The organism is Plectonema radiosum NIES-515, assembly GCF_025753815.1.
Taxonomy (GTDB): Bacteria; Cyanobacteriota; Cyanobacteriia; order Cyanobacteriales; family Nostocaceae; genus Hassallia; species Hassallia radiosum_A.
The window spans coordinates 1-20,417 of the sequence record NZ_JAOWRF010000213.1; the positions used below are offsets into that span (position 1 = coordinate 1).

Below are 20,417 nucleotides of genomic sequence, written 5' to 3' on the forward strand. Positions count from 1 at the left end.
AATTGAAAAGTAAGCGCAATTGCAGCATCTTTAAAGGTAGTTGTTTTGAGCGTCTAGGGGGATATTTGACTATCCCTTTTAAGCAAGCCTTAAAGAATCTGCCTCTCTTAAGAGGGCAGAGTGTCAATTCCTATTATTTCTTTTGTGATTCCCATCAAAGAACATTGCCGCACACACAGATAGGACTTACGCACTATCTGTGTGATTCCATATATATTATTACTGCCAATACTGACTAAAACTTGAGAATATTGGGCACTGTTAGATCAAAATTGATGTGATGATTTTATAACTTACACTGTATTTTTACTTAGCAATAACTACAATCTTGCAGGCAGCGTCGGCAAGCAAGTCTCTGGAAATGTTGTTAAATCTGAGCGTACAAAGCCCCGGAAACGCCTATGCTAGATCGTCGGGTCAAGCAATAGGCTGTTTGCTCTTTCAGCGGCAAAAACGCTTTCATCTAGAGGACGAAGAAAAGATGATTAACATAGATACTGCTATTGAGGCGATCGCTGCTCGTGAAATTCTCGACTCTCGTGGCAGACCGACAATTGAAGCCGAAGTACATTTGGTCAACGGTGCTGTCGGATTGGCACAGGTTCCTAGTGGCGCGTCTACGGGCACTTTTGAGGCGCACGAACTGCGGGATGGCGAAAAAGGTCGTTACGGGGGCAAAGGGGTGCTGAAGGCGGTGCAGAACGTCAAAGAGAGACTTGCACCGAAGTTAATCAACATGGATGCCCTGAACCAAGAACTCATCGATCGCACGATGATTGCTTTAGATGGTTCGGCTAATAAATCCAATTTGGGCGCGAATGCGATTTTAGCAGTTTCCCTAGCCGCCGCTAAAGCTGGTGCCGATTCTCTAGGACTTCCCCTATATCGCTATTTGGGTGGACCTTTGGCAAATTTGTTGCCAGTACCGTTGATGAATCTAATTAACGGTGGGGCACATGCTTCAAATAATGTGGATTTTCAAGAGTTTATGATTGTCCCCATTGGTGCGTCTTCTTTCCGGGAAGCTTTGCGCTGGGGTGCAGAGGTATTTGCCACTCTCGCCAAAGTGTTGGATGATAAAGGTCTCCTCACCGGCGTGGGGGATGAAGGTGGTTTTGCCCCTAACCTAGAGTCGAATCAGGTTGCTTTAGAATTGCTGGTGGCAGCGATTGAGAAAGCTGGTTACAAACCAGGGGAAGAAGTAGCTTTGGCTTTGGATGTGGCAGCGAGTGAGTTTTACAAGGAAGGACAATATGTCTATGACGGTAAACCTCATTCCCCAGTTGAATTTGTTGATTATTTAGGGCAATTAGTCGATCAATATCCGATTGTATCGATTGAGGATGGTTTGCATGAGGAAGATTGGGAAAATTGGCAGTTACTTACGACTAAATTAGGCGATCGCGTGCAGTTAGTAGGTGATGATTTATTTGTAACTAACGTCACCCGCTTACAAAAAGGCATTGAGCAAAAATCCGCTAACGCCATTTTGATTAAACTTAATCAAATTGGTTCGTTAACAGAAACTTTGGAAACGATTGATTTAGCGACTCGTAACGGTTTCCGGTCAGTTATCAGCCATCGTTCCGGTGAAACTGAAGATACGACTATTGCCGATTTAGCGGTAGCAACTCGTGCCGGTCAAATCAAAACTGGTTCTTTGTGTCGCAGCGAACGTGTAGCCAAATATAACCGCTTGTTGCGAATAGAAGATGAATTAGGCGATCGCGCCATCTACGCTGGTACTGTAGGTATGGGACCGAAATAAAGGTAAAAAGTAAAGGGCAAAAGGTAAAAGAAAGATATTAACTTTTACCTTTTGTTTTTTTAGTTTAAACTGACATCTTGCACCAATCCCAACAACCGCCTTAGAATGAATTTATCAGGCTAATAGCGCTCATTCGTCTTCATACGACTAGATAAAGGTTTTAGTCTACTTAAGTAGACTTGAGCTATTAGAGATAGAGTTTTAACTCTGGGTGGGTTTGGACGCTATAGCGGTTCTCATTTGAATCACATACATATTCAAAAAATAAATGTAGAGACTATTCTGTGCTACGTCTCTACACCGCGTATTGCACACAACCGAGAAGCGCTATAATTGGGAATAGTGCAAGATATTAGTTTAAACAAAAAAATCGCGAATTATTTAGGCGAACTTAAACATAAAGAAGTTCTGAAAGTTAGGCGTTAGTTTGTACATCGAATAACACGCTCAAACTCTTGAACGGCATCATACTGGTCAGGCATTGCAATATATTGTAATAACAAATTTGGGTCTAAATCTGGGAAAAACCCACTCCGATCTACTTCTTCATATTCTCCTTGTTCAGTAATATGTTGTTCTCCAGGCTAACTACCGTCACCGGGTGATAAATTGTTTTTTGCTATTTATCAAGCTGCCAGCAGATGAGGCACAACCACGCCAAATCTCAAGGCTTCAAGACGATTTAACAAACTAACCCAGGCATCCTTCCGGCGCATATCCAACCCTTTGGTCAAGCCGCGTTTTTTCAGTTGCTTGGTGGTGGTGCAAGTTAAGCCGAGTTTAAGTGCTAGTTTGAAGGCTTCGTTTTTTAGGTCTTTTAGTTTTGGCATTGTCGTCACCCCCTGGTAGCTGTTTAGTATTGGGCTTTCGTTTTTCTCCTGCCTATATAGTATAGGCATTATTTCCATTTTTGTCAATACAGCGCCTATGTATAATATATATGCATAGGCAAAATAGATTAAATAGGCTATTGTGTAGACATCGCCCAATGTTTGATTATGCTGTGGAGGTTAGTTAATGGCTGATAGCGATCAGTTAAATATCCGCGTTGAAGAACAAATCAAAAAAGATTTTATTCACAAAGCCAGGGAAGAAGGGACAACCGCTACTGATTTGCTCGTAAATTACATGAAGCAATATCTGGGATTATCAACAAAAAAGGATGTCGAACTTGTCAAGCTGGAGCAGAAATTTGAAAAAGAACTCAAGGAACGAGACGAGAGGCTAATCAAGTTAGAGCAAATAGTACTGGGGGAGTTGCCCGTCTGAGGGAAGAAAATCAATCTCTCAGGCGATGGCGTGAAAACATCTTGAACTTAGACCCAGTACAAAAAATAAACCCTGCTTCAAAACCGGAGCAGGGTTGATGATTGCCTATATATTTACTATATAAAATCTTTGCATAAACCTAGATTTGGCATATACGCTCAGGCGATCGCATTATCTTAAGTAGTGCGATCGCGCCGTTTACGCCGGTACTGTAGGAATGGGACCGAATTAACCTTTTTAATCAGTGGTGGTTCAAGGGATTTCATATAAAGATGCATAGAATTAGCCCACGCAGGTGGGCTTAGATCGTGTAGCCCCAAGCTAAAGCGCCTGAGGGCGTTATGTGCAGCCTCACGTCAAATTGGTAAAACTCCTAACTGATTTAAGGATAAAATCCCAACTTGGGTAAACCGAGGGTTTCATCCCAACCCATCATAATGTTCATACATTGGATAGCTTGACCTGCCTGACCTTTAATTAAGTTATCAATTGCTGACATAACAATGACGCGACCGGTGCGTGGGTCAACTTCTAAACCGATGTAACACATATTACTACCGCAAGCCCATTTAGTTTGCGGATATTCGCCACTTTCGCAAATTCTCACCCAAGGAGAGTTACGGTAAAAGGCTCTAAATATAGTAATTAAGTCGTCTCGCACCAAGCCGGGGTCACGGAGGGTGGCATATACGGTTGCTAAAATACCCCGCACCATTGGGATGAGGTGGGGTGTAAATTGAATCATAACTTCATGCCCCGCCAAGTCACTACAAATCTGCTCAATTTCCGGGGTGTGGCGGTGACGGGTGACACCGTATGCCCCTAGAGAGTTGTCTGCTTCGGCTAGCAATAAGTTGATTTTACCTTGCCGTCCGCCGCCGGAGGTGCCAGACTTAGCATCGACTATGGCGGTTTCTGGGATGATTAAACCTTGTTTCAAAAGTGGCGAAAGTGCGAGGAGGCTAGCGGTAGGATAGCAGCCTGGACAGCCAATTAACTGGGCTTCGGCAATGCGCGAGCGATACAATTCTGGTAAGCCATAAACTGCTGTAGCAGCGGTGGCGCTATCGGTTCTCTGTTTGTTATACCAATTTGTGTAAGTTGTCAAGTCAGTGAAGCGGTAATCTGCACTGAGATCGAGTACTAGACATCCTTTTTCCAAGAGTTTTGGAGCCATTTCGCAAGCCAGACCATTTGGAAGAGACAGAAACACCACTTCAGTGCGATCGCCGATAATTTCTGGATCTACCTCCTCAACTGGTAGATTTACTGCATGAGCCAAATGAGGGTAAAGTTCGCCAAAAGGTTTGCCAGCACTACTTTCGCCACCTAAATAAACAACTTCTACCTCTGGATGATCCATCAGTAGTCGCACTAACTGTACTCCGCCGTAGCCTGACGCGCCAACAATGCCAACGGGTACGCGTCTGAAATTGCCCATGATATGAAATCCTTATCCGATAAATGATTAAATTCGTTATTGGCTATCAACTATCATCAACTAAATGCGCCCATTCGCGTTAGGTTCGCTATGCGATCGCTCGTTTGAAAACTGGAGTGGAGGACAATTATTTTTCCCCCTCTCCCCCTCTCCCCCACTCCTCCTGCCCCATTCCCCTTTAAAGGTTGTACAATCGAAAAGTAGGTTTTGTTAAAAAAATTTACGTTTGTTTGGTCGTTGGAAATACTCTGTGTCGCAGTCTCAGACCACATCCCCATTTGAATTTGACTTGATTGATGCCGCTTTAGCAGACCTGAAAGCGGGTCGCTCTGTGGTGGTAGTAGATGACGAAAATCGAGAAAATGAAGGCGACTTGATTGGCGCTGCTCAGTTTGCTACCCCGGATATGATTAATTTTATGGCGGTGGAAGCAAGAGGGCTGATTTGTTTGGCAATGAGTGGCGATCGCCTTGATGAACTTGATTTACCATTAATGGTAAGCAATATTACAGACACTAATCAAACCGCCTTCACTGTCAGCATTGATGCAGGTCCTCATTTAGGTGTCAGTACCGGCATTTCCGCAGAAGACCGCGCCCGAACTATTCAAGTGACCCTCAATCCAGGGACACAACCTTCAGAATTACGTCGCCCCGGTCATATTTTCCCGATTCGTGCCAAGGAAGGCGGTGTACTAAAACGCGCCGGACATACGGAAGCAGCGGTTGATTTAGCTAGATTATCTGGGTTATATCCAGCTGGGGTAATTTGTGAAATTCAAAACTCTGATGGCTCAATGGCGCGATTGCCTCAGTTATTTGAGTATGCGAAACATCATAATCTGAAAATTATTAGCATTGCCGATTTAATCAGTTATCGCCTCAAACACGATCGCTTGGTATATCGCGAAATTGTGACAAAATTACCGAGTCAGTTCGGGCAATTTCAAATTTATGGCTACCGTCATACCCTGGATAATACTGAACATGTAGCGATTGTGAAAGGCGACCCAGCCACCTTTCAAGATGAGCCTGTAATGGTGCGAATGCATTCAGAATGCTTGACAGGTGACGCTTTAGGTTCTCTGCGCTGTGATTGTCAGTTGCAACTGCAAGCCGCTCTGAAAATGATTGAGGAGGCAGGGAAAGGTGTTGTAGTATACCTGCGCCAAGAAGGGCGGGGCATCGGCTTGATTAACAAGTTGAAGGCTTACAGCTTGCAGGATATGGGACTGGATACAGTGGAGGCAAACGAGCGTTTGGGATTCCCTGCCGATTTGCGAGATTATGGTATGGGAGCGCAAATACTCATGGATTTGGGGGTGCATAAGATTCGCTTAATTACCAATAATCCGAGGAAAATTGCCGGAGTCAAGGGTTACGGGTTGGAAGTAGTGGATCGCGTACCGCTGTTGATTGAGGCAACCGATTACAATTCCTATTATCTGGCAACAAAGGCGAAAAAGCTGGATCACATGCTGTTGCAGACGTATCTGGTAACGGTAGCAATTCATTGGCAAGATGACCCAGAAGCTGTAACCGAACGTTATGAACGTTTAGAAAAGCTGCGACATTTAGCCAAAAGCCATGATTTATTGTTGCAAGAAGAAGCGCGTCCGTTAGCGATCGCTCTATTTGACAAACCATCTTTAACTGTACATTTGGGATTGGATCAAGCGCAACTGGCTGCACCTGATTGGTATCAGCAAAGCAATCATCCTTATGTGCAGGCAATCGGTCAAATCCTTGACAATTTAACCACTTTACCTTATATAGAGAAGTTTGAATTTCTGATTTCTCCAGGGATTGACCCTTTGAGTCATTTGCAAGTGCAATGCGATCGGCAAACCTTTCCTGATGGTACTTTACCTTCATCGATTTGTTGCGAACAACTCAAGACGCAAACAATTTATAGTTTTAGCTGAAACAGCAGAAGCCTCACATCTGTACTGTACTCAGTCAGTGTGAGATGAATGCGAGGCAATGACGAATTGACTTTCCGTCCAACATTGAACGTAGTTCAATTAGTAATGTTGGTCGATGAGGAATTGCCAGTTTCTGGAATTTTCAACGAGTCAATCATTTCATCAATTACTTGAGTCATCGTTTTTTCTGTTAAACTTGCATATAAACGTAACTTATTTAATCTTCTCTCTGATGTTCTAACTCTGATATATTTATTTTTCATTTCTGTTTCCTCAAAGTTTCCTCAAATGCTAACATATAGTTAAGGAGGAAAAACAAATGAGAACTGCTCACCAATACAAACTACGCCCAACAAAACAACAAAGCATAGAAATAGACCGATGGTTGTCAATGCTGTGTTCACAGTACAACTATTTGTTGGCTGATAGATTTAATTGGTATGAGCGCAATCGTTGTCCCATCAATGCTTGCCCACTTGTTTGTCATCTTGCAGAATTAAAGGATAATCCTGATTATTATAGTCAAAAGAAAACGCTGCCCAACCTCAAAAAAACACATCCTCATTACGGTGAAATTTATTCCCAAGTTTTGCAGGATGTAGTCAAGCGAGTTAAGGTAACTTTCGACCGTTTTTTAAGTGGTGATAGTAATGGCAAAAAAAGCGGTAGACCAAGATTTAAACCTCGTGACCGCTATAGGACTTTCACTTATCCACAGATGAAAGAAGGATGCTTGCAAGACAACTTAATTAACCTTCCCATGTTTGGAAGGGTTAAAGTTATTTTACACCGTCCAATACCTGATGGATTTAAAATCAAAACCGCTTCGGTTACTAAAAAATCTGATGGTTACTATTTAACTCTAAGTCTAGAAGATGCAACAATTCCAAGTATTAAACCTGACTTTAACCCAGATTCCATAACTGGAATTGACGTTGGCTTAAAAGAGTTTTTGACAACTTCCGAATCGGAAGTTATTGCCATTCCGCAATATTACCGCAAGTCTCAAAAACGCTTACGAGTCATCCAAAAACGGGTATCTCGCAGGAAAAAAGGTAGTGTTGGTAGGCGTAAAGCTGTCAAACAATTGGGCAAGCAACACAAAAAAGTTGCTGATAAACGAAAAGATTTTCACTTCAAAACAGCGAACAATCTGTTGAAAAAATATGATGTTATCGCGGTTGAAGATTTGAATGTGAAAGGGCTTGCACGAACACGATTGGCAAAGTCTGTAACGGACGCTGGATGGTCAACCTTTCTGTCGATATTGACAAACAAAGCCGTGAAAGCTGGTTTGTTGGTTATCCCAGTTAAAGCATCTGGTACGAGTCAAGATTGTTCTAGTTGTGGCGTGAAAGTCCCGAAAAAGCTGCATGTGAGATGGCACGACTGTCCTAATTGTGGATGCAGTCTAGACCGCGATCATAACGCAGCGATAAATATAAAAAATAGAGCGGTAGGGCATTCCGTTCTTAAAGCCAGGAGCCTCCGCGCGCGATAGCGCTCCTTGTCCTGGAAGCCTACACTGAAACGGTACTCCGTTCAGTGTAGGAGATGTCACTCATTAATCATCATCTGCCACGCGGTTGTAAACCTATGGCTAATAGCTAAAGTCATCTTAAGATGACTAAAAAATAATTTGAGTTGTGTCGGGTGCCAATGCCTTCGACTCAGCTTCAACAGGTTAAAATTCACTCCGCTGTAGTCGTTTCGATTTGTTGCGAACAACTGAAAACGCAAACAATTTATAGTTTTGGAAAATATTAACCCCATACAAAAAGTAAATCTAAGACAAAACCAGGTAATATATCTTCTCCAGATAAGCTTGTGGGAGAGTCTAATACTTCTTTTGGTTGCCCTTGTCTATAGATTTCAACACTGCGAGTTTTTCTATCAATTAGCCAAGCCAATTTTACACCTGCATTCATATATTCTTGCATTTTGGCTTGCGTTTCACTCAAACTATCGGATGGGGACATTAATTCCAACACAAAATCGGGAGTGATAGGAGGAAACTTTTCACGTTGTTCTGATGTAAGTGCATTCCATCGCTCTAGTTTTATCCAAGATACATCGGGGGAGCGATCGGAACCGTTTGGGAGTTTAAAGCAGGTGGAGGAGTCGAATACCTCACCCAATTGAGTTTGTTCGTTCCACAGAACAAATCGCGTAGTTAGCTTGGCATTACATTTTCCTGTTTCTCCTCCGGTTGGTGACATTATAATTAGTTCTCCAAAAGCATTACGTTCAAATTTGACATCGGGATTATCACGACACAGTTGATAAAATTGGTCGTCGCTAAGTTTGAGGACATTATTAAAGTTGATGGTAATTGCGGTCATAACTGTCCTAATATATAAGTATAAAATTGCTTTGAACAGCAAGCTAGGCTTTAATTTTAGCTTTCTTACTTCATTATTGCGTTCTTGGTTGTTGAGTCATGATTCACGATTGATGGTTGAGTTATAACTCGTCCCAAACGCGATCGCGAGTGCGATTCTGCAAGAGTACACGGAATGCGTCTAGTTTGTCATAGACAAACGTCGTGAAGAAGAATGTAGAGACTTCGGACGATCGCTTCTCTACAATGGTTTCGGGCAACGCATAATAACCATAGCGGTCGATGTCTAATAGACAAACGTCGTGGAAATTAAATATGCATTGTCCAAAACCCCAAGAGACGTAGCAGTGCTACGTCACAATAATTGTTTTCTGGAGATGTCTAATGAGGTTGTGCAATTAATTCTGTACGACTTAGCTATTATTGCGTGTTATTAATTAACCTTGTTAACACCACTTACTTGACGATATTTATGAAGTAAGTTGAGAAACTTCTGAGCATCAAAACTTCTGGGATCGATTCGTGTTCCCGAACGATCTACTAAACGATGAGTGGTAATGCGATCGTCTGGGACATCACTTTGAGCGATTAACCAAGCTAAAGAATAATATTGAGCATCAGTGTAACCGCTATGAATTGGTTCTGTGTCAGTCCAACCATCTAGGGGAGTTTCCAAAGAGACGTGATAAGCAAAGTTATTTACAGATGGTGGCAAATTTGGATTAGTTTTCACGCTTTCTGAACCGTTAGCACTATCAAACACTGAATTAGCTGCACCAAAAGCGCGTTTACCTGGTGGCACTGTATAAATAACTGTCCCATCTAACTTTATCATCGCGTGGTAACTCGCTTGCACATTTTCCTCGGTATGAGGTGTTTGAAAAAAATTAATCGCGCTCTGAGCAGAATTAGAAGTTTCATGAAGGACTATAATCGGTAGATTGTTGAGAGCTATGCCATTAACGTCTTTGGTATAACGCTGTCCGTAGTTGCTTGGATCTGCCCAAGCAATCTCATATCGGGGTCTGTAATTTGTAAAAGCGGCAGTGGTTTTAAACAGAGATTTGGGAGGATTTGCAGCAGTGCTTGGTTTTTTTGATGCTGGAATTTGTCCATTTGGATATTGATTCCAAGGAGCGATGCCTGGGTTGGGCTCCGCCAACGCCGGATTTGATGTATTCTTTTGTAGTTGTGTGGCTCTCCCCGCAAGCAGCACCACAATGAAAGTGACGAATATCAGAGAAATTAGCATTACTCTGGTCGCCCAGTCTTTAAAGTTCATTATTGTATAATTAAATAACTAATGAAAATAATCTTAATATCTTAACTTTAATGAAAAATAGGTTAATAGAATACTTTGCGATCGCGCTTTTTAACCCATAACACACAAGAAGTGAAAAAGAATGTAGAGACGTAGCAGTGCAATGTAGAGACGTAGCACTGCTACGTCTCTACAAAGGTTTTGCATAACACATATTTAATTTATACGCCTATGTCTATAGAGATAATTAGCCCGCGTAGGCGGGCTTTGTTTATGTAGCCCCTGGCTTATAGCCTGTGGGCGATAAAGCGCAATATCAAGTAAAACTTATATTACACCTAATTTACACAATCTTTATACATAGTTGTTTTGAATAAATACTCCCGAAGCGCGAAAAATTGAGGAAAATATTAAATTAAGTAGAGTATCACTCGACTCATGTAAATTATTCTAGGAAAATATGACTCATTCCTTTCTAGAACGCTTGCACAGTCCAGACCGTCCCGTTCTCGTCTTCGATGGAGCGATGGGAACGAACTTGCAAACGCAAAACCTCACCGCTGAAGATTTCGGTGGTGCTCATTACGAAGGTTGCAACGAATATCTCGTCCACACCAAACCCGAAGCTGTTGCTAAGGTTCACCGCGATTTTCTCGCTGCTGGTGCAGATGTCATCGAGACTGACACTTTCGGTAGTGCCTCAATTGTACTTGCCGAATACGACCTTGCAGACCAGGCATATTACCTAACTAAAACCGCAGCAGAACTTGCCAAGGGTGTCGCTGCGGAATTTTCCACCCCAGAGAAACCCCGGTTTGTCGCGGGTTCGATGGGACCAACAACGAAATTACCAACGTTGGGACATATGGACTTTGACACCATGAAAGCGTCTTTTGCCGAACAAGCAGAAGGACTGTGGGATGGTGGTGTCGATTTGTTTATCGTCGAAACTTGTCAAGATGTGCTGCAAATTAAAGCTGCGCTGAATGCAATTGAAGAAGTCTTTGTCAAAAAAGGCGATCGCCGTCCGCTGATGGTGTCGGTGACAATGGAAACGATGGGGACAATGTTGGTAGGGACGGAAATTAACGCCGTCGTCACCATTTTAGAACCATATAAAATTGACATTCTCGGTCTGAACTGCGCTACCGGTCCAGATTTGATGAAACCACACATCAAATATCTCTCGGAACATTCACCTTTTATCGTTTCCTGTATTCCCAACGCGGGTTTGCCGGAGAACGTTGGTGGTCACGCACACTACCGTCTGACACCGATGGAATTACGGATGTCTTTGATGCACTTTGTTGAAGATTTGGGTGTCCAAGTGATTGGGGGTTGCTGTGGGACGCGTCCAGAACACATTCAACAAATGGCAGAAATTGCTAAAGAATTAAAGCCAAAAGTTAGACATCCGGAACTTGAACCAGCAGCAGCGTCAATTTACAGCACCCAAGCCTACGACCAAGATAACTCTTTCTTGATTGTCGGGGAACGTCTCAACGCCAGCGGTTCTAAAAAGTGCCGCGATTTGCTCAACGCGGAAGACTGGGATGGACTCGTTTCAATGGCAAGGGCACAGGTCAAAGAAGGTGCACACATCCTCGATGTCAACGTCGATTATGTGGGACGTAATGGCGAACGAGACATGCACGAATTGGTTTCGCGCATCGTTAATAATGTTACACTGCCTTTGATGCTCGACTCCACTGAATGGGAAAAAATGGAGGCGGGTTTAAAGGTTGCCGGTGGTAAGTGTTTGCTCAATTCTACCAACTATGAAGACGGGGAACCCCGCTTTTTGAAGGTGTTGGAGTTGGCGAAGAGGTATGGTGCTGGGGTAGTCATTGGCACTATCGATGAAGATGGAATGGCGAGAACTGCTGAGAAAAAATTCCAAATTGCTCAACGTGCTTATCGTCAAGCTGTAGAATTCGGCATTCCGGGTACAGAAATATTCTTTGATACTTTGGCTCTACCAATTTCTACGGGGATTGAAGAAGACCGAGAAAACGCAAAAGGTACAATAGAAGCGATTCGGCGCATTCGTCAAGAGTTGCCGGGAAGTCATGTAATTTTGGGTGTATCGAATATTTCCTTCGGTTTAAACCCAGCAGCGCGGGTAGTGCTGAACTCGATGTTTTTGCACGAAGCAATGACTGCGGGAATGGATGCGGCGATCGTTAGTCCTAACAAGATTTTACCACTTTCTAAGATTGAACAACGCCATCAAGAAGTTTGCCTTGAGTTGATTTACGATCGCCGGAGGTTTGAGGGTAATGTCTGCGTTTATGACCCCTTGGGAGAACTGACAACATTATTTGAAGGAGTGACAACCAAACGCGATCGCTCTTTGGATGAAAGTCTCCCCATCGAAGAACGTCTCAAGCGTCACATCATCGACGGTGAACGCATCGGTTTAGAGGAACATCTGCAAAAGGCTTTAGAGAACTATCCCCCCTTACAGATTATAAATGTCTTTTTGCTCGATGGGATGAAAGTTGTCGGTGAATTGTTCGGTTCCGGGCAAATGCAGCTACCTTTCGTATTACAATCTGCGGAAACGATGAAAGCGGCGGTTGCTTTTTTAGAACCGTTTATGGAAAAGTCAGAATCAGGCAATAATGGCAAGGGAACGTTTATTATCGCTACCGTAAAAGGCGATGTTCACGACATTGGTAAAAACCTGGTGGATATCATCTTGTCGAACAACGGTTACAAGGTGATTAATCTAGGAATTAAACAACCGGTGGAAAACATCATTCAAGCATACGAAAAGCATCAACCTGATTGTATTGCCATGAGTGGTTTGCTGGTGAAATCTACCGCTTTCATGAAGGAAAATTTGCAGGTTTTCAACGAAAAGGGAATTACTGTCCCCGTAATTTTAGGTGGTGCAGCGTTGACTCCGAAGTTTGTCCATGAAGATTGTCAAAACGCTTACAAAGGTAAAGTCGTTTACGGCAAAGATGCATTTTCTGACTTGCATTTCATGGATAAATTAATGCCCGCAAAATCCCAAGGAGATTGGGATAATTTGCAGGGATTTTTGAATGAAGCTGTACAAGGGTCAGGAAATGGGCATAAAGTAGCAGAAGAGAAAGCCAAAGAAGAATCTGATGAACCTAAGGTAATAGATACTCGTCGTTCTGAAGCGGTGACGGTGGATATTGAACGTCCGACACCACCTTTTTGGGGTACGCAATTATTCCAGCCTGGTGATATTTCACTTGAGGAGATATTCTCTTATTTAGATTTGCAAGCTTTGATTGCTGGACAATGGCAATTCCGCAAGCCGAAGGAACAATCTAAGGAGGAATATCAGGCTTTTTTGAATGAGAAGGTTTACCCAATTTTGGAAAGTTGGAAGCAGCGAATTATTGAGGAGAATTTGTTGCATCCCCAGGTGATTTATGGGTATTTTCCTTGTCAGGCTGAGGGGAATACGCTGTATGTTTATGATACGAACCGCAGAGACGCAGAGGAGCCAGCGCCTTGCGGGGGTTCCCCCCGTTGTGGCGACTGGCGTGACGCAGAGGTAAGAGCAAGTTTTGAGTTTCCGAGGCAGAGGTCGTTGAGGAGGCTTTGTATTGCAGATTTCTTTGCGCCGAAGGGGTCGGGAATTATTGATGTGTTCCCGATGCAAGCTGTGACTGTGGGTGAGGTTGCGACGGAGTTTGCTCAGAAGTTGTTTGCCGCTAATCAATACACTGATTATCTGTATTTTCACGGATTGGCGGTGCAGGTGGCGGAAGCGCTGGCTGAGTGGACGCACGCTCGAATTCGACGTGAGTTAGGCTTTGTGGCTGATGAACCGGATAATATTCGGGACATTTTGGCGCAGAGATATCGCGGTTCGCGGTATAGTTTTGGCTATCCGGCTTGTCCGAATATGCAGGATCAGTATAAGCAACTGGAGTTGTTGGGAACTGATAGGATTAAGATGCACATGGATGAAAGTGAGCAGATTTATCCAGAACAATCTACAACAGCGATTATTTGCTATCACCCGGTAGCGAAGTACTTTAGCGCGTAATCTCGTATTTTTCCCTCTCCTGATAATAAGGAGAGGGATACCTGAAGTGCAGGTTAAGCTTCCCTGCTCTAAAGAGACAGGGATTTCTGAAGAGTCCATAAATAGACTTTCTTAGGCTGACTTAAACAACCTCTACCTACTCCACTTAAGTCAAACTTAAATATTGCAGCTACTTTCTTGATAATATTTGCAGCACCATTACAATCTGCGTTTATTTTTATTCCGATTGAAGTTTTGAATTGACCTCTAGTAATTCGAGTACCGCTGCTTTTCCACCCTTCAGGTTTTTCACCGAATTTAGGTAGAACATCATTATCTAAAATTGAATGCGACTAAAGTCGCCGTTGGCACTTCCTCCCCGCATCTATTGCCAAGGGGCTTCCGTGCCGTTCGGCGATGTTTTTGTGACGTTATTAGACCTCTGGCAAAATTATTTTATGGACTGTGGCAAAGCTGATTAAAATTGCACGACAAGAGTGAGGGTTGGCAGCGATATTGAGAGACTTAACGGGAAAAGTCAGCAGTTGCGATCGCTATTTTATTCATCACCAAAGAAGAATGAAAAAACTGATGAAATCATCGGCAAAAAAACTCTTTTGAATTCAAAATTTACGCATTGTCATTATTAAGGTGTTGAAAGACAGAATAGATTCTGGATATCGTACTTAAAAAATACTTACGCGAAAAGCGAAAAGCGATGATTGATAAACTTTTTGGTTTACTGACTTTGATTGCTGCGATCAAGACTTACACCAGGAATTTGTCGCAGATGTGAATATTCGCTTGCTCAAATAAAATGCTGATTTTTTTAACTATCACCCTTGGGACTTGTTCAACCGCACCAAACTGCCATTAGCCAAAGTTTAAGACTAAACAAGTTTTGAGAAAGCACCCGGTATTAGCTGACTACTCCTGATGAATGAAATATCCGAGTAGCTAAACCGATGAAAATTTTAGCAGTTTTGTTCATTAGCGCGATCGCTTTTCCCATGCCAGTGCTCTTCAATGCCTACGAATCAACCAGCTATGGCTTACCTAATTCAATAAGTGATTGTACTTATCGCGGGGGTGGTCGTCGTGAAGATTGCCTCTACCCCGTGGGGTAGGTAAAACACCAAAAAACCGGGTGTGCCTTTGAAGCTAACCCGGTTGCTCGCTTCCGGCAAAAAAATGCATGGGGAAGGGGAGCGCTAGTTTGTTGCTCCCGGTTCCCTTCGAGTCTCACATGCAATACGGTTCGGTTAAGAATATTTGTGAACCCAAAACCCTTGTAGAGACGTTCCGGTGGAACGTCTCTACATACGTTAACCGAACCATATTGGTCTCACATGTGGTGTTCGTGTTGAGACGACTCGTCCTCCACTCTCAATACGGTTCGCTCGTCTGATTTTTCGTGGTGATTTAGGGTATGTAGAGACGTGATACAAAGAGCGTCTCTAGAAGGTTTTTGGTTTATCAAATATTTCTTATCCGAACCGTATTGCCTCCACTCTTCCTTTCTTCAGGGCAATAAAACGCAATAATAACGATATCAATGTGCTGCTAAAGCTGATTTGAGCAAAATTACTGATAATAAATTGAATCGCGTATAAATACTAAATACTGTCAGTGTGAAAAGGCGTTTTTCTTAAACTAAATAGCTCTATAAATTCACTTCCACTTTACCCGATTCAAGTGGATAAAAATTAAATTAGCTAATGAAAGGCTGAATATTTTGCAAGTAAGCAGAGTCTTCGCACAACATAAAATATTAGAGAGAAAATCATGACAGTCACGATCAAAAAATTGTTAATCGGTGCAACAGCAGCAGCTAGCATGAGTGCGATCGCTTCAACTCCAGCTTTCGCTACAAACCTTACCAAACCTAGTAAGATTCAATTCACCACCAACGGTGTCAATAACACAGATGCGAATAAACCTAACATCAATACCTGGACTTATGGTTCTGCACAATCCGATAACACTGGTATTGGTGGTGTGAACCGACAAGTTTTAAACGATACCAAAAACTCTGGCAATATTGATAAAGCGATCGCAGCTTTAACAGATAACGATAGTGCTACCAACGTTGAACTATTTACAAATGGTGAAGTTGTCACAGATCACGTTGGCTTCAGTGCTAATTTAGGAAGAAACACCGTCAAGGTAGAAAGTGTCACTAAAGATGACTGGGCTGACGCTACATTAGCAACATCATGGTTAAAAGGCTTTGGTAATGCTTACAGTGGATTATTATCAAGCATTCCGACAACTGCTGGTTCTAATATGCTCAAAGATTTTAATACTAACTTTGGTTTTTTAGTTACTACTCTGAGCAGCACTGGTTTCAACTCTGCTGGCGATCCTAACATTGGAGGGATTGCATTAAGTCAAATAGATAAACATACTGGAAAATTGAAACTTGACTTAGTTGGACACTTGGATGTAGCGGGAAAATATGTAGATACCAGAGCAACAATTGTAGATACTCGACCAACAATTAAAGATACCGTAGCAACAATTGTAGATACGAGAGCAACAATTGTAGATACCCAAGCAACGATTAAAGATACGAGAGCAACAATTGTAGATACCCAAGCAACAATTATAGATACGAGAGCAACAATTAAAGATACCGTAGCAACAATTATAGATACGAAACCAACTATAGTCAAAAATAACAAAACTATCCCCAACCCAACTTACAACAAACCTATCCCCAACCCAACTTACAACAAACTTATCCCTAATCCAACTTTCAATCAACCTATCCCTAATCCAACTTTCAATCAACCTATCCCTAACCCAACTTACAACAAACCTATCCCTAACCCAACTTACAACAAACCTATCCCTAACCCAACTTACAACAAACCTATCCCTAACCCAACTTACAACAAACCTATCCCTAACCCAACTTACAACAAAGACATCCCTAACCCAAATTATCTTGCTAAATCCTCAGACTTTGCTCGTAACTCTACAGGAAATGTAATCTTTGACGGGATACTGCTGAAGTTAGCACAAACAGCAGTCACAACAAATACACCGTTCCAAGTTAGTGAAATTGCCAAAGTTACTTTCAACAATCAAGTTGACTACGCTTTTGGCTTCAGCGCAACTGATTCCGGTGCAATTGCAGGCGATCGCAACAAGACGAATGATACCACATCTCACACCGGGATCTATTCTTGGAGTAAAAATTACAAAACAGTACCTGAACCTTCAGGCATTTTCGGTTTAGTTGCTGTTGGTGGTTTAGTAATTGCTTCTCGACGCAAGCGTCTGAAAAACGCATAGGTTTTGTATTTCACAGTTTGCTAAATTTAATAAGTTGATTTTGGCAATTTTTCAGCAACTCAATTGAAATAAATATGTTTTGACACTCTGTGGTCTAAAGACACACAGATTCTCTAAGACTTGCTTAAAAGGGATAGTCAAGTATCCCCCTAGACGCTCAAAACAACTACCAGTACTATCCGGGGCGTGCAATTGCGCTTACTTAAGATTTAATTATTTGTTTTCCGAGTTCATCACAAAGCCAGTTCGGTACGCTCCGTGTTTTCCCGTTACTTGTTTACCCAGGGCTACAACTTGTGTAGGTACGAGGTAAATCAGGGGTTGCTCCTTACAAAACACTTCAACACGTAGATGATTATTCCTACTCACATTCTAATTCTACCATTTTTGACGGTGGTTAAAACGCGAAATGCGCCGGGGGGATACTCCCCCCGGTCACTTTCGCCACCGTTGGCACTTCCTCCACTGCCTTAAGTCAAGTGGCTTCCGTGCCGTTCGACGAGTTTTTGTGATTTGGAATAAATTAACCAACACTCGTTAATAACAACTCGCGTTTTTCTGACTTGCGTACTACCACTTGACCGTCGTCATCAATGTCAACAATGGCTGAGTCTCCATCGACGACTTGACCGGATAGCATCGCTTCGGCGAGAGAATCTTCCAAAAGGCGCATAATCGCTCTACGTAACGGTCTAGCACCGTAGCTAGGATCGTAACCTTCTTGGATCACACGGTCTTTAAAGCGTTCTGTGACTTCTAAGGTAATTCCCTTTTCGGTCAAGCGACCAGCAACTTCTTTAAGCATGATTTCGGCGATTTGCTTGACTTCCTCTTTGTTCAACTGAGTGAAGACGATAATTTCATCCAGACGGTTGAGGAACTCAGGACGGAAGTAAGCTTTCAGTTCTTCGTTCACCAAAGTTTTGATGCGAGTGTAATTTGCATCGGCTGCATTTTCTGTGAAATCGAAGCCCAAACCACCACCACCTTTTTCAATCACCTTAGAACCGATGTTAGAAGTCAAGATAATCAAAGTGTTCTTAAAGTCCACCTTGCGACCTTTCGCATCGCTGAGATGACCGTCATCTAAGATTTGCAGCAGCATATTGAATACATCGGGGTGCGCTTTTTCGATTTCGTCGAATAGCAGCACTGTGTATGGTCTGCGACGCACGGCTTCGGTTAGTTGTCCACCTTCGTCGTATCCGACGTAACCAGGAGGTGAGCCAATTAACTTAGAAACGGTGTGGCGTTCCATATATTCCGACATATCCAGACGAATCATTGCTTCTTCCGAACTGAAGAAGTAAGAAGCTAATGATTTTGCTAACTCAGTTTTACCGACTCCGGTGGGACCAGAGAAAATAAAGCTAGCGATCGGACGGTTAGGATTCTTTAAGCCAACTCTAGCGCGACGAATGGCGCGAGATACTGAGGTGACTGCTTGCTCTTGACCTATGAGCCGTTGGTGGAGAGTATCTTCTAAGTGTAGAAGCAACTCTGACTCAGATTCGGTCAGCTTGTTGACGGGTACACCAGTCCAGGACGCGACGATTTGGGCGATGTCTTCTTCATCAACGATGCCGTGGAAAGTTGCCTCGTTTTGTGATTCTAGTTGCAGTTGCGCTTCAATTTCTAACTGTCGATCGCGCATTTGTCCTGCTTTGTCAAAATCTTGGAGTCTGACGGCTTCGTCTTTAGCTTTGGAAATGCTAATGAGTTGCCGCTTAAGTTCTTTGTTGGTAGAAGATATCGAGTTCCGCAGACGAACGCGAGAACCGGCTTCATCAATCAAGTCTATTGCTTTATCTGGGAGAAAGCGATCGCTAATATAGCGGTCTGACAATTCAGCGGCAGCTTGTAGCGCTGCATCAGAAATTGTGACTCTGTGGTGTTGCTCGTAAACGCTCCGCAAACCTTGTAAAATCTCGATGGTTTCTTGTACAGTGGGTTCCCCGACCATAATCGGTTGAAAACGCCGCTCTAGAGCCGCATCGCGCTCGATGTGCTTGCGATACTCATCAAGTGTGGTTGCTCCCAAGCACTGAAGTTCACCCCGCGCTAATGCTGGCTTGAGGATGTTAGAAGCATCCAAGCCACCTTCTGTACCCCCAGCACCAACAAGCGTGTGAATTTCATCTATCACGAGGATGATATTACCCGCCGTGCGGACTTCCTCCATGATTTTCTTCAGACGTTCTTCAAAATCGCCACGGAAGCGAGTACCTGACACCACCGATCCCATGTCTAGGCTGATAACTTGCTTGTCTTGCAAAATATCGGGCACATCTTGATTTATAATGCGTTGTGCTAGACCTTCGGCGATCGCTGTTTTACCAACTCCTGGTTCGCCAATCAACACTGGGTTATTCTTGGTACGGCGACCGAGAATTTGTACAGCACGCTCAATTTCTTTTTCTCGACCAACTACAGGGTCAATCTTGCCTTCTTTGGCTAGTTTGGTGAGATTTCTGCCAAACTCTTCTATACTTAGGTTTTGGGTGCGTTTTTGCCCACCACCACCTGCGGTAACGCTTGCATCGTCACCCAAACGGCGAATGACTGCACTGCGGACACTCTGTAGTTCAACTCCCAGATTTTGCAGAACTTTGGCAGCGACACCCTCACCAGCTTCGGTCAATCCCAAAAGTAGATGTTCTGTGTTTATGTAGTTGTGTCCCAGACTGCGAGCTTCTTTAAATGATTGCTCAAACAGGCTTTTTACTTTCGGTGTAAAGGGAATTTCTGGTGGTACGAAGCCAGTACCGCGACCAATGATTTTTTCTACTTCTCGACGTGCGTCTTTAAGGGTAACACCCAACTCAGTCAGCACTTTTGCACCCACCCCAGTTCCTTCTCCCATCAACCCCAGGAGAATCTGTTCTGTGCCGACAAAGTTGTGTCCCAGGCGCCGAGCTTCCTCCTGAGCTAACATAATTACTCTAATGGCTTCGGAAGTGAAGTGTTCAAACATAATGGGTTCTTGCTCCCTTGCTGCTTATACTAGAGTGAAAATTATTTTCACTCTTTTTAAACTTTCATGTATTTTCTTAAGGACAATGTATCTTTATTTAAAGTGAAGTGGCAGTAGTGAGAGC

General features: G+C 43.1%; 12 protein-coding genes. 7 read left to right on the forward strand and 5 right to left on the reverse strand.

Annotated elements, in window-relative coordinates:
* Window positions 1-481: 481 nt before the first annotated feature.
* Entirely contained in the window at window positions 482-1,768 is a 1,287-nt protein-coding gene (gene eno / locus OGM63_RS14500) for a phosphopyruvate hydratase (RefSeq protein ID WP_263746312.1), read from the forward strand.
* Between the two features lie 626 nt (window positions 1,769-2,394).
* Here the strand turns inward: eno and OGM63_RS14505 are convergent.
* Complete coding sequence (locus OGM63_RS14505) at window positions 2,395-2,598, reverse strand: hypothetical protein (RefSeq protein ID WP_263746290.1); 204 nt, start codon at window positions 2,596-2,598, stop codon at window positions 2,395-2,397.
* A gap of 187 nt (window positions 2,599-2,785) precedes the next feature.
* Here OGM63_RS14505 and OGM63_RS14510 point away from each other — a divergent pair, with 187 nt between their 5' ends.
* Window positions 2,786-3,037, forward strand: coding sequence for a hypothetical protein (locus OGM63_RS14510; RefSeq protein ID WP_263746291.1), 252 nt, complete (start codon window positions 2,786-2,788; stop codon window positions 3,035-3,037).
* A gap of 382 nt (window positions 3,038-3,419) precedes the next feature.
* On the opposite strand, the gene argC is transcribed toward OGM63_RS14510, so the two are convergent.
* A complete protein-coding gene (gene argC, locus OGM63_RS14515) occupies window positions 3,420-4,478 on the reverse strand; it encodes an N-acetyl-gamma-glutamyl-phosphate reductase (RefSeq protein ID WP_263746292.1) in 1,059 nt (352 codons plus the stop codon).
* Between the two features lie 250 nt (window positions 4,479-4,728).
* Here argC and ribBA point away from each other — a divergent pair, with 250 nt between their 5' ends.
* Together ribBA and OGM63_RS14525 are read left to right on the forward strand one after the other, a co-directional pair.
* On the forward strand, window positions 4,729-6,402 hold the full coding sequence (gene ribBA, locus OGM63_RS14520; RefSeq protein ID WP_263746293.1) for a bifunctional 3,4-dihydroxy-2-butanone-4-phosphate synthase/GTP cyclohydrolase II: 1,674 nt from the start codon (window positions 4,729-4,731) through the stop codon (window positions 6,400-6,402).
* 319 nt (window positions 6,403-6,721) lie between these two features.
* Entirely contained in the window at window positions 6,722-7,903 is a 1,182-nt protein-coding gene (locus OGM63_RS14525; RefSeq protein WP_263746294.1) for an RNA-guided endonuclease InsQ/TnpB family protein, read from the forward strand.
* Window positions 7,904-8,165: 262 nt separating this feature from the next.
* On the opposite strand, the gene OGM63_RS14530 is transcribed toward OGM63_RS14525, so the two are convergent.
* On the reverse strand, window positions 8,166-8,744 hold the full coding sequence (locus tag OGM63_RS14530; protein ID WP_263746295.1) for a Uma2 family endonuclease: 579 nt from the start codon (window positions 8,742-8,744) through the stop codon (window positions 8,166-8,168).
* 432 nt (window positions 8,745-9,176) lie between these two features.
* Window positions 9,177-9,995, reverse strand: coding sequence for a peptidoglycan recognition protein family protein (locus tag OGM63_RS14535; RefSeq protein ID WP_263746296.1), 819 nt, complete (start codon window positions 9,993-9,995; stop codon window positions 9,177-9,179).
* A gap of 469 nt (window positions 9,996-10,464) precedes the next feature.
* Here OGM63_RS14535 and metH point away from each other — a divergent pair, with 469 nt between their 5' ends.
* The 3 genes from metH (at window position 10,465) to OGM63_RS14550 (ending at window position 17,319) form a co-directional block, all read left to right on the forward strand.
* Window positions 10,465-14,040 carry a methionine synthase gene (gene metH / locus OGM63_RS14540; RefSeq protein WP_263746297.1) on the forward strand — a complete coding sequence of 1,192 codons (3,576 nt, stop codon included), beginning with the start codon at window positions 10,465-10,467 and terminating at the stop codon, window positions 14,038-14,040.
* Between the two features lie 944 nt (window positions 14,041-14,984).
* Window positions 14,985-15,146, forward strand: coding sequence for a hypothetical protein (locus tag OGM63_RS14545; protein WP_263746298.1), 162 nt, complete (start codon window positions 14,985-14,987; stop codon window positions 15,144-15,146).
* Window positions 15,147-15,804: 658 nt separating this feature from the next.
* Window positions 15,805-17,319 (forward strand): NF038130 family PEP-CTERM protein, encoded by a 1,515-nt coding sequence (locus tag OGM63_RS14550; protein ID WP_263746299.1) that lies wholly within the window; start codon window positions 15,805-15,807, stop codon window positions 17,317-17,319.
* Between the two features lie 523 nt (window positions 17,320-17,842).
* On the opposite strand, the gene OGM63_RS14555 is transcribed toward OGM63_RS14550, so the two are convergent.
* Window positions 17,843-20,293 carry an ATP-dependent Clp protease ATP-binding subunit gene (locus tag OGM63_RS14555; protein ID WP_263746300.1) on the reverse strand — a complete coding sequence of 817 codons (2,451 nt, stop codon included), beginning with the start codon at window positions 20,291-20,293 and terminating at the stop codon, window positions 17,843-17,845.
* Window positions 20,294-20,417 lie beyond the last annotated feature (124 nt).

What these genes read in the sequence shown, in the direction of transcription:
- eno (WP_263746312.1), top strand. Translation starts at nt 482, where the DNA reads ATGATTAACATAGATACTGCTATTGAGGCGATCGCTGCTCGTGAAATT.
- OGM63_RS14505 (WP_263746290.1), bottom strand. Translation starts at nt 2,598, where the DNA reads ATGCCAAAACTAAAAGACCTAAAAAACGAAGCCTTCAAACTAGCACTT.
- OGM63_RS14510 (WP_263746291.1), top strand. Translation starts at nt 2,786, where the DNA reads ATGGCTGATAGCGATCAGTTAAATATCCGCGTTGAAGAACAAATCAAA.
- argC (WP_263746292.1), bottom strand. Translation starts at nt 4,478, where the DNA reads ATGGGCAATTTCAGACGCGTACCCGTTGGCATTGTTGGCGCGTCAGGC.
- OGM63_RS14525 (WP_263746294.1), top strand. Translation starts at nt 6,722, where the DNA reads ATGAGAACTGCTCACCAATACAAACTACGCCCAACAAAACAACAAAGC.
- OGM63_RS14530 (WP_263746295.1), bottom strand. Translation starts at nt 8,744, where the DNA reads ATGACCGCAATTACCATCAACTTTAATAATGTCCTCAAACTTAGCGAC.
- OGM63_RS14535 (WP_263746296.1), bottom strand. Translation starts at nt 9,995, where the DNA reads ATGCTAATTTCTCTGATATTCGTCACTTTCATTGTGGTGCTGCTTGCG.
- metH (WP_263746297.1), top strand. Translation starts at nt 10,465, where the DNA reads ATGACTCATTCCTTTCTAGAACGCTTGCACAGTCCAGACCGTCCCGTT.
- OGM63_RS14545 (WP_263746298.1), top strand. Translation starts at nt 14,985, where the DNA reads ATGAAAATTTTAGCAGTTTTGTTCATTAGCGCGATCGCTTTTCCCATG.
- OGM63_RS14550 (WP_263746299.1), top strand. Translation starts at nt 15,805, where the DNA reads ATGACAGTCACGATCAAAAAATTGTTAATCGGTGCAACAGCAGCAGCT.
- OGM63_RS14555 (WP_263746300.1), bottom strand. Translation starts at nt 20,293, where the DNA reads ATGTTTGAACACTTCACTTCCGAAGCCATTAGAGTAATTATGTTAGCT.